This is a genomic window from Lepagella muris (genome assembly GCF_004793975.1).
GTDB classification, from domain to species: domain Bacteria; phylum Bacteroidota; class Bacteroidia; order Bacteroidales; family Muribaculaceae; genus Lepagella; species Lepagella muris.
The window spans coordinates 164,860-179,624 of record NZ_SRYB01000005.1 but is presented as its reverse complement, the minus strand read 5'-3'; the positions used below and the strand labels follow the sequence as shown (position 1 = coordinate 179,624).

Annotated in this window: 25 protein-coding genes, 1 tRNA gene and 1 pseudogene; 25 read left to right on the top strand and 2 right to left on the bottom strand. The window is 51.9% G+C overall.

What is annotated here, in order from left to right:
* Positions 1–3: 3 nt before the first annotated feature.
* Entirely contained in the window at positions 4–660 is a 657-nt protein-coding gene (locus E5331_RS05360) for a hypothetical protein (RefSeq protein ID WP_123481743.1), read from the bottom strand.
* 22 nt (positions 661–682) lie between these two features.
* The gene (locus E5331_RS05355) at positions 683–1,150 is read right to left on the bottom strand and encodes a helix-turn-helix domain-containing protein (protein WP_123481744.1); all 468 of its coding nucleotides are present in this window, start codon (positions 1,148–1,150) and stop codon (positions 683–685) included.
* 131 nt (positions 1,151–1,281) lie between these two features.
* Here E5331_RS05355 and E5331_RS05350 point away from each other — a divergent pair, with 131 nt between their 5' ends.
* The 25 genes and pseudogenes from E5331_RS05350 to E5331_RS05245 all read left to right on the top strand — a co-directional run bounded on the left by E5331_RS05350 (position 1,282) and on the right by E5331_RS05245 (position 14,764).
* The gene (locus E5331_RS05350) at positions 1,282–1,488 is read left to right on the top strand and encodes a hypothetical protein (protein ID WP_123481745.1); all 207 of its coding nucleotides are present in this window, start codon (positions 1,282–1,284) and stop codon (positions 1,486–1,488) included.
* Positions 1,485–1,775 carry a helix-turn-helix domain-containing protein gene (locus E5331_RS05345; protein WP_123481746.1) on the top strand — a complete coding sequence of 97 codons (291 nt, stop codon included), beginning with the start codon at positions 1,485–1,487 and terminating at the stop codon, positions 1,773–1,775. Before E5331_RS05350 ends, E5331_RS05345 begins: the two co-directional genes overlap by 4 nt.
* A gap of 20 nt (positions 1,776–1,795) precedes the next feature.
* On the top strand, positions 1,796–2,068 hold the full coding sequence (locus E5331_RS05340; RefSeq protein WP_123481747.1) for a hypothetical protein: 273 nt from the start codon (positions 1,796–1,798) through the stop codon (positions 2,066–2,068).
* Positions 2,069–2,150: 82 nt separating this feature from the next.
* Positions 2,151–2,240, top strand: a tRNA-OTHER gene (locus tag E5331_RS05335).
* Between the two features lie 116 nt (positions 2,241–2,356).
* On the top strand, positions 2,357–3,319 hold the full coding sequence (locus E5331_RS05330) for a recombinase family protein (RefSeq protein WP_123481748.1): 963 nt from the start codon (positions 2,357–2,359) through the stop codon (positions 3,317–3,319).
* A gap of 22 nt (positions 3,320–3,341) precedes the next feature.
* Complete coding sequence (locus E5331_RS05325; protein WP_135985991.1) at positions 3,342–4,562, top strand: hypothetical protein; 1,221 nt, start codon at positions 3,342–3,344, stop codon at positions 4,560–4,562.
* A 2-nt stretch (positions 4,563–4,564) separates the two neighbouring features.
* On the top strand, positions 4,565–5,251 hold the full coding sequence (locus E5331_RS05320; protein ID WP_123481750.1) for a PD-(D/E)XK nuclease-like domain-containing protein: 687 nt from the start codon (positions 4,565–4,567) through the stop codon (positions 5,249–5,251).
* Positions 5,226–6,665 carry a DEAD/DEAH box helicase gene (locus tag E5331_RS05315; RefSeq protein ID WP_123481751.1) on the top strand — a complete coding sequence of 480 codons (1,440 nt, stop codon included), beginning with the start codon at positions 5,226–5,228 and terminating at the stop codon, positions 6,663–6,665. Before E5331_RS05320 ends, E5331_RS05315 begins: the two co-directional genes overlap by 26 nt.
* Before the next feature lie 4 nt (positions 6,666–6,669).
* Positions 6,670–6,879 (top strand): hypothetical protein, encoded by a 210-nt coding sequence (locus tag E5331_RS05310; protein ID WP_123481752.1) that lies wholly within the window; start codon positions 6,670–6,672, stop codon positions 6,877–6,879.
* A 9-nt stretch (positions 6,880–6,888) separates the two neighbouring features.
* A complete protein-coding gene (locus E5331_RS20300; protein WP_168355152.1) occupies positions 6,889–7,047 on the top strand; it encodes a hypothetical protein in 159 nt (52 codons plus the stop codon).
* The gene (locus tag E5331_RS05305; RefSeq protein WP_123481753.1) at positions 7,044–7,319 is read left to right on the top strand and encodes an HU family DNA-binding protein; all 276 of its coding nucleotides are present in this window, start codon (positions 7,044–7,046) and stop codon (positions 7,317–7,319) included. Before E5331_RS20300 ends, E5331_RS05305 begins: the two co-directional genes overlap by 4 nt.
* Complete coding sequence (locus tag E5331_RS05300) at positions 7,316–7,684, top strand: DUF1064 domain-containing protein (RefSeq protein WP_123481754.1); 369 nt, start codon at positions 7,316–7,318, stop codon at positions 7,682–7,684. The genes E5331_RS05305 and E5331_RS05300 overlap by 4 nt, the downstream gene beginning before the upstream one ends.
* A gap of 5 nt (positions 7,685–7,689) precedes the next feature.
* A complete protein-coding gene (locus E5331_RS05295; RefSeq protein WP_123481755.1) occupies positions 7,690–8,544 on the top strand; it encodes a DUF4373 domain-containing protein in 855 nt (284 codons plus the stop codon).
* Entirely contained in the window at positions 8,456–9,118 is a 663-nt protein-coding gene (locus tag E5331_RS05290; protein ID WP_135985993.1) for a P-loop NTPase family protein, read from the top strand. Before E5331_RS05295 ends, E5331_RS05290 begins: the two co-directional genes overlap by 89 nt.
* Before the next feature lie 14 nt (positions 9,119–9,132).
* Positions 9,133–9,378, top strand: coding sequence for a hypothetical protein (locus E5331_RS05285; RefSeq protein ID WP_135985995.1), 246 nt, complete (start codon positions 9,133–9,135; stop codon positions 9,376–9,378).
* Positions 9,375–9,785: a hypothetical protein gene (locus E5331_RS05280; protein WP_123481758.1), complete on the top strand. Its 411-nt coding sequence runs from the start codon at positions 9,375–9,377 to the stop codon at positions 9,783–9,785. The genes E5331_RS05285 and E5331_RS05280 overlap by 4 nt, the downstream gene beginning before the upstream one ends.
* A gap of 32 nt (positions 9,786–9,817) precedes the next feature.
* A complete protein-coding gene (locus E5331_RS05275; RefSeq protein ID WP_123481759.1) occupies positions 9,818–10,285 on the top strand; it encodes a hypothetical protein in 468 nt (155 codons plus the stop codon).
* A 3-nt stretch (positions 10,286–10,288) separates the two neighbouring features.
* Positions 10,289–10,984, top strand: a complete 696-nt coding sequence (locus tag E5331_RS05270; RefSeq protein ID WP_123481760.1) for a DNA-methyltransferase — start codon at positions 10,289–10,291, stop codon at positions 10,982–10,984.
* An 11-nt stretch (positions 10,985–10,995) separates the two neighbouring features.
* Entirely contained in the window at positions 10,996–11,178 is a 183-nt protein-coding gene (locus E5331_RS05265) for a hypothetical protein (RefSeq protein ID WP_135985998.1), read from the top strand.
* Positions 11,175–11,339, top strand: a complete 165-nt coding sequence (locus E5331_RS20295) for a hypothetical protein (RefSeq protein WP_168355151.1) — start codon at positions 11,175–11,177, stop codon at positions 11,337–11,339. Before E5331_RS05265 ends, E5331_RS20295 begins: the two co-directional genes overlap by 4 nt.
* The gene (locus tag E5331_RS05260; protein WP_123481762.1) at positions 11,336–11,602 is read left to right on the top strand and encodes a hypothetical protein; all 267 of its coding nucleotides are present in this window, start codon (positions 11,336–11,338) and stop codon (positions 11,600–11,602) included. The genes E5331_RS20295 and E5331_RS05260 overlap by 4 nt, the downstream gene beginning before the upstream one ends.
* Entirely contained in the window at positions 11,599–11,760 is a 162-nt protein-coding gene (locus E5331_RS20290) for a YopX family protein (protein WP_168355150.1), read from the top strand. Before E5331_RS05260 ends, E5331_RS20290 begins: the two co-directional genes overlap by 4 nt.
* 12 nt (positions 11,761–11,772) lie before the next feature.
* A pseudogene (locus E5331_RS20950) lies at positions 11,773–11,955 on the top strand (YopX family protein); the annotation flags it as partial.
* 36 nt (positions 11,956–11,991) lie between these two features.
* Entirely contained in the window at positions 11,992–12,690 is a 699-nt protein-coding gene (locus E5331_RS05250) for a Thoeris anti-defense Tad2 family protein (RefSeq protein WP_135986000.1), read from the top strand.
* Between the two features lie 109 nt (positions 12,691–12,799).
* Positions 12,800–14,764, top strand: coding sequence for a portal protein (locus tag E5331_RS05245; RefSeq protein WP_123481765.1), 1,965 nt, complete (start codon positions 12,800–12,802; stop codon positions 14,762–14,764).
* The last annotated feature ends 1 nt before the right edge of the window (position 14,765 follow it).

Below are 14,765 nucleotides of genomic sequence, written 5' to 3'. Positions count from 1 at the left end.
CAGTTATTTATTATTTGCAATCCATTTCTCTCCATTGTCGTTTTTGATGGATCTTGCTGTAGAGATTACTTCGTCTTTCGTCAACATTAAGATCTCAGAATTCGGTTTGGCGAAAATATATTTCCCTTCAAACTTGTCGCCGTATTCGCATTCCCCGATCCCATCAAGATAAACAATATCTTTGTATTTGAGCCGCTTTAAGGGGATAGTGTCTGATTCTACAAGTTTGTTGGTTTTACTTATTTTGGCTGATGGTTTTCTGAATTTATTTCTAAGCATTACGGCTGCAAAAATCATTGCTGACCAAAAGAGAGCGCTGATTAAAACGGGGATATATTGCTCAGCGATGAAGGCGGAATCTCTAATTAGCATAGGTTCGAGTTGCATGTATGAGATTATCGTGAATATTGACGTCAAGAGTTTGAATCCGGTAAGTATAAAAATCACAATTGCAAGTCCGGTGGTGGAAGTCCGATAATTCTCACTCCCAAAGATTCTTTGTGCAATTTTCCCTTTTATACATAGAATCACTCCCAAAGAAAGTCCGAAAGAAGCAACAAGCAAAGGCAAACCACATAAAATGAAGATTATTCCGGGAATTACCATAATTGCAAATCCAATACCGGCTAAGGATGCCGCATATTTTACTGTATTACTCATAACTCAAAGTATATTAGAATAGTTATTTCCTTTCCATTAAAAGGTTAATCAATCTCTCTTTCTCCTCCAGCTGTTTCTCCGCACTTGCAAGCAGCTTCCGGAGCATATCTATTTCAAGCGACATTTTCTCAACCGTATGCTTGGTTTCATCAGAACTTCCAGAAGGCAAGACAACTTCATCCAGCTTAATATCCGTAATATCCTCAACTTGCGTATCAGCCATACTGTCTCCCAGATGCTCAATCTTGAATTCTTTGCCGGCTAATGCATATTTTCCTTTGGACTCATACTTTTCATCCAAATTTTCTCCGAAGAAATAACCGATATTTACATTTAACACAGCAGCAATTTTTTCAAGATCCAAAGCTTGGATATTATTTTCACGAATACACCGATGCAAATTTTGTTCGGTCATACCAATAGCTTCAGATAAACCCTTAACTCCACCTTTCCTTTTTCTACACAAATTTTTTATTAATTGTAAATCCATATAAGACAGAGATTTATAATTTAATACGAAAAAATAATTTAGTAATTAATATTTTTTAACACGAAAAAATAATTTCGTGACTAAAAAATATTTTACCTTTGCACCATAAAGTTACAAATAAACACACAAACATGCAAACAAACACCTCACAAATACAAGACATTCCGGCACTCACCGCGCTCCGGAACATGGAGATAGGGGAGACCTGTTCCTTCCCCATCGAGCGGACGAGCTACATACGCTCCCTCACTTCACGCTTCGGCTTGGAATGGAACAAGACCTTCCGCACCAAGACCGACCGCGAGCTACGTATCATCAAAGTAGCACGCACGTCATGAGCATCGACGAACGCCTCGAGCGCATAGAGACTCTCGTCTCCATCAATGCGAAGGAAGTGCTGACCGTAAAGGAAGTCTCCTTGCTGATAGGCAGGTCAGAGAGCCGCATACGCCACCTCGTTGCCGACCGCGAGATACCACACTACAAGAACGACCGCGGACAGGTCAATTTCCGCAGATCCGAGATAGAGGCATGGCAACTCGGCGAAAGGATCCCCACCAGAGCGGAGACCGACTCCAAGGCAGCCACCTATATCGTGACAAAGAGAATGAAAAAAGCAAGATAACCCTCAAATACCCCAGGACAATGAAAATACTAAAATCTATCATACGGTTGATGATACTCCTCTCCCTATCCACAAGTGTACTCATAACAATCTTTATAGCAGATCCTAATCCTATCGGGCCGTCTACCTTCGGCCTGTGGGTGCTCTCCCTGCTCGGCTCCAAACTGATCGCCGTGCTCTCGGCTGTCGCCCTCGTCCTCCTCTACAACGTATGGGCACGACGCGACCCCTGGCTGATGCGCTTCGAGCGGTGGTGCCGCCGTGCAGAGGAGACACCCGACTATTATTCGTGATGGCAATTCCTATTTCACACTTTAAAGGTTCATATAAATGGAAAATTTGCAACCCCTCCCGTCGTGATGACGTGAGGGTGTACGCCCGGTAGCTCAGCGGTAGAGCGGCATGGAATCCGGATCATCCGGACAACTCATGCGGTCGGCGGTTCGACCCCGCCCCGGGTGCCCAAAAGGACTTCGTCCTGCTCTTGATTGATTCCGGTGGCACTGCCGTCACGGTGGTGCCGCCATTTTCCAATCAATGCAGACGATTCCGATAATATCAACCTCTAAAAATAATCAATCATGAGTGCAAACAGATTCGCCGACACTCTCGGCAAGCTCCAGCAGATGAAACCGTGGGACGTACCCCTCGATCCCAACGTGACAAACCACATCGTCACCCTCTACAACTCCATCCACGGAGAGGGCGGCGAATGTTTCGCCGAACGTGAGTCACGCTACATCAACCGCATGATCGTCGACGACAAGAACAAATGGAACGTCACCTCCCTCTCCGTATTTCTCGCATTCGTCGACCTCGCCGTCAAGGATCTCACCCTCGAACCCGGCGCACAGGCAGTATGCTATCTCCTCCACCGTGGCACGCCGATAACCGTCCCCGATGCCTCCGGCAAGCTCTCCGAGGTCTGGGAAAACCGCGTCTACATCTCAATCACCGGATACGGCGAGATACTCCTCCGCCAGCGTGCCGGACAAATACGCCACTGCGACACCCCAACCGTCGTTTACGAAGGCGACGAGTTCTCCTATCGCGAGCGCGATGGCCGCAAGTATGTCTCCTACGGCCTCAACCTCTCCCACAACGTGGCGAATCCCATAGCCTGCTTCATGAAGATAACCCGTATCGATGCCTCCGTCGATTATGCAATCATCCTTCCAGAAGCATGGGCACGCCTCGCGAAATACTCCGGCAAGAACAACAAGGGGAAGGTCAACGCCCTTTACACCTCCGGCGAGGGCAACACCATCGATCCCGGCTTCCTCATCGCAAAATGCGTCAAGCACGCATTCAAGAGCTACCCCAAGCTCCCCATCGGAAAAGGGATGGTCATGGAGGCAGACATGCCGGAAGAGGAGGAGCAGATGCCCGACTATTACAATCTCGGTGCCACTCCTGAATCTACTGAACCTGCCGGATCCAAGAAAACCCCCGAATCATTCGCCGAGCCTGCCGACTGCACAGGCGGCGTGACGGTGGATCCCGCAGCCGATAACGCCGACGGTGAAGACGACGGGACATGGTAAAATCCTTAAAATAATATCAGTCATGAGCAACAACGAAATCCAGAGACAGACCCCGGCAACCACGGCAATCGCATCATCAGCCGACAATGTTGCCGCAATCGTGAGCGACGCTCCGAAACACTACCTTAAGAACCGCACATCCCACGACAACTGCCTTGCGGCATGCGGCTCGCTCCTCGATGCCATCCGCCAGACCGGAATGACCGACGAGCTTGACAAGAAGGCAGCTACCTACATTGAGCGTACACGGCGCACCGTCCGCGCAATGTCCGACCTCCGCTCCCCGGTCACGAAGATGTTTGACCGGATCCGCAGCGAGTTCACCACCCTTGAGAACGACATCGACCCCACAAAGGCGGGCACCATCCCTTACCAGCTCCAGCAGCTTCGCAACCAGTATGCCGCGCGTAAGCGCGAGGAAGAGGAGGCACGCCGCCGCGCTGAGGAGGCCAGACGTCAGGCACAGGCAGCACGCGACCGCTACCGTACCGACTGTGAGGAAAACTACAAGACATTGTTCAATAATCATGTAGTCTCGCAGTTAAACGCACTTACCCGATTGGTCGATAGTGTCACACTCGACAACTATCAGACAATCTACGACACCATATCTGGCATCTCAACCTCACTCTCCGATGATTGGCTGCCGACTCTCTCTGTCCGTATGCCCCTCAATCTCACCCCAGATGAGTCACGCGCTATAAGCAATGAGGTGCTCAGTCGTCTGCGTAGTCAGCAGTTCGTGGAGCAATATTGCACCGAGATAGCTGACTACCGTCAGGAGATCCTTGACCGTCTCCCCTCAAGGAAAGCGGAGCTGGAACGTGTCGCGCGTGCGTCGGCGGAGGAGGCGCGCCGCATACAGGAGGAGATGCGTCTCCGGGAGGAGGCCGAACGCGCACGAAAGGAAGCCGAGCGTGCCGCCCGTGAGGAGGAGGAGGCACGCCGTCGCGCGGCTGAAAAGGTTGCAGCCGAAGCCGGATCCCTCTTCGCCGAGGAAGCGACCCGCGTTTCCTACACCCCGAAGGCTAAGGTCTCGAAGAAAATCCGCATCACCGACCCAAAGGGCTACCTTCAGGTGCTCATGATGTGGTGGACTAAGGAGGGGAGCACTCTTCCCGATGCCGAGCTTGCCAAGATATTCCGCAAGCAGATCACGTTCTGCGAGCGTCTTGCAAATAAGGAAGGGGAATGCATTGTTGATCCGAGCATCATATATGTTGACGAAGTGAAGGCACAGTGACCATGAACACGAATCCCGATACATACTACCAGCGCAGTGAGGTCTCCAACTCCGACCTCACCGCGCTCAAGGAGTTGCTCTACCCCCGGCAACAGTTCGGCGACAGGGAGAAGGCATTCCGTTTCGGCTCGCTCGTCGATGCCATCATCACAGAGCCGGAGCGTGTCAACTACTACCGCCTCACCGTTGACAACGTGACCTACACCGAGGAGGAGTTCTACCACGCACGCGAGATGTATCGCTCATTGCGTGCCGAGGCACGCTCCGACCGATTCCTACGCCATGTGCTCGACCACGCATCCACACAGCGTTTCATGGTCAACGACGCCCAGCACTTCGAATACTGCGGGTTCCCATTCTTCCTCCCCACGCGATGCAAATGGGACTGGTGGCTCGACGATGCCCGTTTCGGCGGCGATCTCAAATCAACCTTCGCATCATCCCAGAAGGAATTTGAGGAGGCGGTCGACTTCTTCGACTGGGACCGTTCCCGTGCATGGTACATGGACGTGGCCCGTAGCAATCAGGACTTCATATATGCCATCAGCAAGAAAAATTGCCGGGTATTCAAGAAATTCATCCGTCGCGATGATCCCGTCTACACACGCGGACGCGACAAATACGAGCATCTCGCATTCATGTGGTGGTGCCTAAACTTATCTCATGGAAAAGACAACACTGCGTCATAATTTGAAGGTCGAGCCATACGACTACCAGCGTGAGGGAATCCTTTTCGGGCTCCGGAAGAAACGCTTCCTCATCGGCGACGAGCCTGGGCTTGGAAAGACTCTCCAGAGTATAGGCGTGGTTGACTGCGCCCATGCCTACCCCTGTCTGGTGATATGCCCCTCCTCGCTGAAGATTAACTGGCAGCGCGAGTTTGAGAAATTCACGGATGCAAAGGCCCTTGTCCTTGATAATGCCACACGTGCCACGTTCCCCTATCTCCTCTCAATGGGTATCTATCAGGTGGCGATCGTCAACTACGAGTCCCTGCGTAAATATTTCGTCTGGGACATAAAGTGCGACGGTCCCTTCCGCCTGAAAGATGTGGTCTTCTCCTCCTGCATCAGCCTGTTCCGCTCCGTAATAATCGACGAGTCGCACCGCGTAAAGGATCCCTCGGCACAACAGACCATATTCACAAAGGGTATAACATCCGGCAAGGAATACATCGCGCTCCTCTCCGGCACCCCCGTCGTCAACCGTCCGGCAGATCTCATCGCCCAGCTCTCCATAATGGGGCGGCTCGCATCCGATTTCGGAGGACGTGCCAAGTTCTGTGCCGACTATTGCTCATTCGCCAAGGAGCAGGACGACGAACAGGCTGAGGCGCTTGCCCGGCTCTCCTCCATGCTCTACGGCAATTGCATGATACGCCGCGAGAAGAAGACCGTGCTGACACAGCTCCCCGACAAGACCCGCACCGACCTTTACGTCGAGCTTGACCCGGAGAGCCGCAAGATCTACGACACCGCAGCCGCCGACCTCCGCGAGTATCTCTCTACCTACACCGCATGCACCGATGCCGACATCCGCCGCAAGATGCGCATGGAGGCGCTCGTCCGGTTCATGACGCTGCGCTCCCTCTCCGCGAAAGGGAAGGTCAGGCAGGCCGTTGATTTCGTCTCCGCATTCCTCGCCTCCGGCAAACCGCTCATCCTCTTCTGTTCGCTCCATGAGATTGTTGACGCCCTCCTTCAGGCATTCCCCGAAGCTGTCAGCGTCACCGGACGCGACTCCTCCACGGCAAAGCAGGCGGCGGTTGATTCATTCCAGTCCGGGCACGCGCGCCTTATCATCTGCTCAATAAAGGCGGCGGGAGTAGGGCTGACCCTCACTGCATCATCCGACGTGGCGTTTGTTGAATTCCCCTGGACTTACGCCGACTGTTGCCAGTGTGAGGACCGCGCCCACCGCATAGGGCAGAAAGACAACGTTACCTGCTACTATCTCATCGGACGCAACACCATCGACCGCACCCTCTACTCAATCATCCATCGCAAGAAGTCGATCGCCAACATGATAATGGCGGCATCCGACGACATCCCCACCGATGAGATGTATTTCGACGAACTCGTTTCATCATTCCTTAACGCATAACGATATGACCCCGAGATTAGGACAATACATATTCCGCATGATAAGCGGATGGTGGCGCATCTGTCAGGTGATCGACGTGTTCACCACCACGCAGGGACTCCCCGGCTACGCATACGCCGAGGTTGACGGCGAACCCGAATTTGCCCGCGAGGACCGCGAGCTCGCACGCCGCCGCGTCTATGAACTCAACGGATGGAAATATCGCCCTAAATGATACAGACTCATGCCGGAGATATGTAAGACGGATCTGAATGCAGCCATCGCAGCCATGGAGAATCTCGTCACGATGATGAAGGCTATCCCCGACCCATCCACGCGACAGCTCAACAGGATCCGCATCACAAACAAACTCATCAACAAACTAAAAAGAAAACTATCATGAGAAAGCAAGAAATCATCGAGTATCTCACCCACAGCTGCGGGCTCCACCGCGCATCCGCCATACGTGCCGTCAACGGAATGTTTGACCTCATGGCCTCCACCCTCTGCAAGGGTGAGGACATAATGATCCGCGACTTCGGCGTCTTCCGTGTCGTCGATGTGCCCGCACGCACAAGTTTCAACATTGCCGAGAAGGCCATGATGCCGGTCCCGCCACACAAGGCAGTCCGCTTCTCCCCGTCCCAGGCAATAAAATCAGCCCTACGGAAATGACGCTCGAGGAAACAAAGTCCCAATCCCGGAAGCCAAAGGGAAAGAGGAATAAGTTCGGTGCCAGCAAGTCGGGCGGCTACGATTCGGAGAGGGAGCACAGGCGCGCCCTCTCCCTGAAAGCCAAGCTGCGCGACGGCCTGATCACCGACCTCCGCGAACAGGTATCCTTCATCCTGATACCCGTCCAGCGGGATGCCGAGGGAAACCTCCTCGAGCACGACTGCCGCTACATCGCCGATTTCGTCTACCGCGACCGCAAGGGCGATACAATCGTCGAGGATACCAAAGGGGTCCGCACCCCGGAATACATCATCAAGAGAAAGCTGATGCTGCTCGTCTACGGAATAAGGATCAAAGAAGTTTAACAACCATGGCAAGGACTATCAAACAGGGGCTTGACTATTTCCCGTTCGACGTGGATTTTTATCAGGACCTCAAGATAAGAAAACTCATCAAGTATCAAGGTGGCAAGGCCATAAGCGTATATACTCTCCTGCTGTGTATTATCTACCGCAATGGGTACTACATCAGGTGGGACAAGGAGCTGCCCTTTATGATTTCGGAACTTACCGGATATACCGAGGCAAATATACAGGAGGTCATCGAATGCTGCATGAACATTGGTCTGTTATCGCGAGAGCTGTTTGAGTCTGAAGGCATCCTTACTTCAAAGGGCATACAGGCACGATATGCCGGTATATGCTCATCATCCCGACGCAGAGGCACTATCGCCGAATACTCCCTCATGCCGCGCAAGTCAGCCGACGGCGTGACCGGATCCAAAGGGAAGAAAACGAGACATCAGCCCCAGCAGACCGACAGTAAAGACAGTGCCGTCTCCGCTCCTCCGGCTTCGAAAGAGAAAGCCCCACGGAAGAAAAAGACAGCCGAACGCCCGGCCGACCCGCCTGCGGAATACTCCCTGACCGTCGATCAGGAAATCCCCCTCATGGCAGGCGAGCAGATATGGGCAGAGGCTATATGCAAGAACCACTCCATCTCCGCCGACGAGTTCCGGCAATTCATGGAGAAGTTCGCGCTCCACTGCAAGAGCGGCGACGTTTCACATTCAAGTTTATCCGATGCCAAACGGCATTTCAACGACTGGCTGAAATATGCCATAAAGAATCTCAGCAATGCACCCGACGCAAATAAGCCTTCTCCTCAACGCCGCACGCCCCGTCGCGCCCCCGTCAAACCCGGCTGCGGACTTATCGAGGATTGACGACTACAAGAGGCTCCTCATCCGTGTCGCACGTACCGTATGCCCCTCATTCGTCGTGCGCGACGGGATGAAGCCCCTGCTCAACGACCTTCTCCTCTGGTGTCTCTCTGCCCCCGGCAGGCTGGACCCCTCCAAAGGTCTCTGGCTATGGGGCGACATAGGATCCGGAAAGACCACCATGCTCCACGTAATACTCCGCTTCTGCCGCATCGTCCGTCCTGCCGATGCCGAAGGCAACCCATACGGATTCCGCATCTCCAACGCCATAGAGGTCTGCTCCGGCTACCAGCGCAAGGGATACGACGGCATACAGACCTACATCGACAGCCGACGTCAGGCATTCGACGAGCTGGGTTCAGAGACTATCCCCACCGGCTACTACGGCAACACCGAGAACGTATTCCAATACATCCTACAGCGCCGCTATGACCGCCGCCATACGTCATTCACCCACGTCACCACCAACCTGTCCGTCGATCAGATAGCCGAAGTCTACGGCGCACGCATCTATGACCGTTGCAAGGAGATGTTCAACTTCGTCCCCATGCGCGGTGCCACATTCCGCAAGAAATGATAAAACCGACAATCATGACAAAGAAAGATATACTCACGCACATAAATGAAATAACCAGCAATGCCGAGAGGGGCTACTGGTGGGCAACGGCGCTGCCTGCCCACGAGACCCGACGACTCGGCATTGACAAGGAGCTCCGCAAGATCCAACGGCATCTTCTGGAAGTCGAGAAAATAGGGGAGGACTTGAAGGACGGGCTGAATAGTCACCCCATCATCTTTCCAACATCGACCCCAAACCTCTTCAATCAGGAATCATGAAACACTGGACACCATCTGAGGAGACAGAACTCAGAAAGATATACAAGGCCATGACCGCCCGGCAGCTGGCAGAGCGGTTTGGCACTACCGCAATGGCGATACATCAGAAATGCTGGAAGCTCGGACTGCGGAAAGGCTACGATCACGCCCGGATAAGACTTGGCGATAGCGAAAGACGTTGGCTGCGCCTCAACTTCCCCCACATGCGTAATGAGATTTGCGCCACATATCTCGGCGTGAGCCTGCGCACGGTCAACCGCCTGGCCGCCGACATGAATCTGAGAAAGACCGCGCAGTTCATGAAGGAATCACAGGCATACACCTCACGCAAGGCAAAGGAAAGTCACCTGCGCAACGGCACATACCCGGCAAAAGGATATTATTCTCCCAATCTCCGAAAAGGATAAGCCTATCAATTCAAACCCAAAACATCCCCGCAATGACAGCACAACAGATAGAATTCAAAAAGATAAAAAAGTCTTGGATTATGGAGAATGGCTCCGTTCCTCTGTTTGCAATCGAAGATTACACAAAGGTCGGGAATTTGTTCAAGCCACAAAAGCAGGTTGAACATAAAGCCCTGCATCCGGATTGTGCTTTTGTTTTCGCCCAAAGTAATTCTTATTTCCTTTCCATCAATGTGGCGATGGATGAGGAAGGGCACTATCACTTTGGGTATGGTCTGTATGAGCCTGAACATGGCGGAGGCTGCTGGCCGTCTTCCCATTGGAAAGACCATAAAAGGGCTTACACATTGAAGGGGTGTCTTATCAATGCTTTGAATCACATAAAGGGTATGAGACAACTACCACATCCCATCTATGTTCGCAAAGCGATTGAAGCCATAGCGATAGTCGAAAGATCCAGAATTGTTCAACCAAGTCTGTTTGACTTCATCGATTGCTGAGATATGGAACAGTTGGGAAACATTACGCTCCATCAAGGTGACTGCATGGATATACTCCGAAGTTTGCCTGATAAATCTTTTGATCTCGCTATAGTTGACCCTCCCTATTTCTCCGGACCGGAAAGACGTGGATTCTACGGCAAGCGATACAGTACAACGGGAATTGAACGTATTGACTACCATAAGTGCGACAAGTGGCAAGTGCCCGGTCAGGATTATTTCATGGAATTAGAAAGGGTCAGTCGGTATTACATCGTATGGGGTTGCAACTATTTCATTGGTTATCCCTTTGCTCCGGGACGTATAATCTGGGACAAATGTAATTCCTCCACCACTTTTTCCGATTGCGAGATAGCCGCTACCAACCTTTTCTCTTCCGTCAGGCTATTCCCCTTCATGTGGAATGGTATGTGTCAGGGTAAATCCTTTAAGGAAGGGCGCGTGATGCAGGGCAACAAGAAACTCAACGAGAAGCGCATTCACCCGACACAGAAGCCCGTCGCGCTATATGCGTGGCTGCTCACACAATACGCGCAGGAGGGTTGGAAAATCCTCGACACCCACCTCGGCAGCGGGAGCCATGCCATTGCCTGTGAGCAACTCGGATACTCTCTGTTGGGCATTGAGCTGGATCCGTTTTATTATGATGCGGCCAGAAAAAGAATCATCGAATATCAAAACATCCCAAGACTATTTTAATGATAGAAAATATGGAATTTCACATCGGCGACAAAGTCCGTAATATAAGATCCGGCAACATAGGACAGATTATCGAAATGCGCAAAGGTTGCGGACATACCGGGCCATTCTCATTCGTGCGTATTCTTGTGGTTAAGGAACCATCTACAAAATACACCACATATTGGGAGCGAAAGAATATGGAACTTTTATGACAACAGAAACAATTTACACACCCTCCGACCTCCACACCGGAGAATGTGAATGGTGTGGAGAAAAGTCAAGCGAACTTATCTACACCGAAGATGGGCAGGAAGTCTGCATCGACTGCATCGAAAGTGAAAAGTTTTATCAAGAGACAATGAAAGGAATATGATTTACTGCATTACACTGATTATCGTTGTGGCACTCGTCTGTGCCACACGACTCTATCCTCTTTGGGTGGAGCATGACCGCAAGCAATTAGCCAAGGCATGGGAACTGATTCGCAAGATGAAGGAGGAAAACGCCGCGCTTCAGGAAAGCTGTCGCAAGAGTGTTGATGAATGGGTGGATAATTTTAACGAACAATCAAAAAGTTTTAACCAAGCGTGGGAGAAACTTTATGAATTGGCTGAAAAGATGAATGTGAAACTATGACCAGACAAATTAAATTTCGAGCTAAAACCAAAGCCAACGGTCATTGGGTCTACGGCTCTCTGATTGACTACGGAGATGGTATGTTCGCTATTGCAGCTAAAGGGGGCGGTCAGCCGTGGGTGGAGAAAGACACAATCGGTCAGTATACCGGACTTTGAGACCGCAACGGAGTTGAGATTTATGAGGGAGATGTTATTAAATATGGTTACTTCGGGACAATGATGCGGGTTGAATATAATCATCGCAACGTCTCATTCGTGGGACGCGAGATTGGAGCTACAAACCCAGGAAACCACAACATTTCAGACAATAATAAAATTGAGGTAGTTGGCAATATCTACGATAAGAAATAAAGCCTTGGGCGGCTTAGTAAAACCCATATAAACATTATGAAAAAGTACATCGGAACAAAGACCGTACAGGCAATGCCCGCGGTCAGAAAGGGCGGCAAGATATGTATGCCCGGTGATGAAAACCCCAAGAGCCTTGACCCCGTTGAGGATGGTTACATGGTTGTCTATGAGGACGGCTATGAGTCTTGGTCCCCAAAAGAAGTATTTGAAAAAGCATACCGCATTGCAGAAACTGCGGTTGATCGTATGCACATCGAATGGAACGAGCTTGCAGAGAAACTTGGAAATCTCAACGCTTTCATTGAAAGCAAAAGCAAAAAACTTCCGACTACAATACAGGCTATGCTTCATGCTCAGAATGCGGTCATGCAGGACTACATGAACGTTCTTGCGCTTCGCACAACTCTCATGGAAACTGGCGAGGGTGGTTTCTCCGGACTATCATTCGCAGTTGCCATCACGCTTCTTGAAAGGGGATTTGTCATTCGCCGACAAGGATGGAACGGCAAGGATATTGTCGTATTCAAGCAAGTGCTGGCACAGATCAATGGAGCCATCATCCCCAAAATGCAGTCACTTCCATACAGGGCAAAGGAACTCATCATGTCAGGTGAAGCACACATTGACTACACATCTCAATGTCTTATCTATAACCGCAAGACCGGACGTGCCGACAGTTGGGTTCCCTCCATCAGCGATGTGTTTGCAAAGGACTGGGAATTGGTTGTAGAGTGATCCCGAAACCATACACTCTGAGCCACTCATCCTCTCAATTTTAATAGATATTCCGACGATTGCCCGCAGAACACTAACTTCGCGGGCAATCCCTTTATCACATCACGCTATGGCAGAAAAACTACACAGGCTCAGCAACGTCGGCGGCGCCCCAAGGCGAAATAGGAAAGCCGCAATCGACTCCGTGGCGGAATATTCATCCGCCACCGAGAGAGGCATGCGCGTCCTCATGGAAGCGCAGAACTACTGGAACTCCATGGATCAGTTCCGGCGCGACCGACAGCGCAACAAGAACTACACCTACGGCCGACAGTGGGATGATGTGATATGTGTCGACGGCCATCGTATGCGTGAGGAAGACTACATCAAGTCTCAGGGAAACGTTGCCCTGAAAAACAACCTTATCCGCAAGATGGTGCGCTCCATCCTCGGACTCTTCAAGACACAGGCACTCACTCCCGTCTGCGTCGCTCGCGACCGCGATGAGCAGCAACTCGGAGAGACCATGACTGTCACCCTCGAATGCAACATGAATCTCAACAAGATGCGCGAGCTTCACGCCCGGAGCATGGAGGAATTCCTCATCTCCGGATTCGTCGTCCACCGCAAATGGTACGGTTGGCGTATGGAGCGCACCGATTGCTGGACCGACTACGTGCAGCCCGACAATTTCTTTATCGACAACAACATGCGCGACTTCCGAGGCTGGGATTGCTCATGCGTCGGAGAGATACACGACCTCCCCTTCGAGAGCCTCTGTCAGGAATTTGCGAAATCACCCGCCGACTACGCCCATCTCCGCGAGGTCTATGCCATGGCAAGGGAGCGCGACGTGATTGCCGGCACCTACCAGCAGTTCGGGGTCCCCATCGACACGCGCTGTTCAGACTTCCTCGTCCCGTCCGACACCACGCGCTGCCGCGTCATTGAAGTCTGGCGAAAGGAGACAAAGGAACGCTACCGTTGCCACGACTACAACACAGGCGACTACTACAAGATCGAGACCGCAGACTACGACCGTATGGTCCGCGCCGTCAATGAAGACCGCATCCGCCGTGGTCTTGCCGCCGGAATGCCCGAAGAGGAGATCCCGCTCATCGAGGCGGAATGGTTCATCGATTCCTACTGGTACTATTACTATTTGACTCCATTCGGCGAGATCCTCAAGGAAGGGGAGACCCCATACTGGCACAAGTCTCACCCATACGTCTGGAAGGCTTACCCGATGATCGACGGCGAGATCCATAGCTACGTCGCCGATGTCATTGACCAGCAACGCTACGTCAACCGCCTCATAATAATGTACGACTGGATAATGCGTGCATCCGCAAAGGGTGTCCTTCTCTTTCCGGAAGAGTGTCTCCCCACCGGAATGACAATGGACGACATTGCCGACGAGTGGGCACGATTCAACGGCGTCATAATGATGCGTCAGCCAAAATCCGGCACAGCCATACCGCAGCAGATAGCCAACAACTGCACCAACATCGGCATACACGAGTTGCTCAACATACAGCTCAAATTCTTCGAAGACATCTCCGGAGTCAACGGTGCCATACAGGGAAAGGAAGGATTCGCCGGTATGTCCGCGAGCCTATACCACCAGCAGTCGCAGAACGCCACCACATCCCTTCAGGACATACTCGACACCTATCAGGACTTCCAGGAGGAAGGCGCCATGAAAGACGTCAAGAACATCCAGCAGTTCTACGACGAGCCGCGATTGATCAATATTTCAGGCAAGAGTGCCTACGTCAGATATGACTCCCGCAGCCAGCGCAACGTTGACTACGACCTCAAGATAGCGCAGAGCCAATCCTCGCCCGTCTACCGTGCAGCCGCCAACGACTTCATGATGGAGCTTTGGAAAGCCAACGGCATAACTACGAAACAGCTCCTCGAATACGGATGCTTCCCCTTCGCCGATGGTCTCCTCCAGAGCATAAACGCCGACGAGCAACGCATGGCGCAGGGGCAGCCACCGCAGGGCATTCCGCCGGAGATGATGGCGCAGTCAACGCAGGCGGCCGACCCGCAGGCAGTGGCCAAGGCGCAGCAGATGCTCCGTCGTTGAC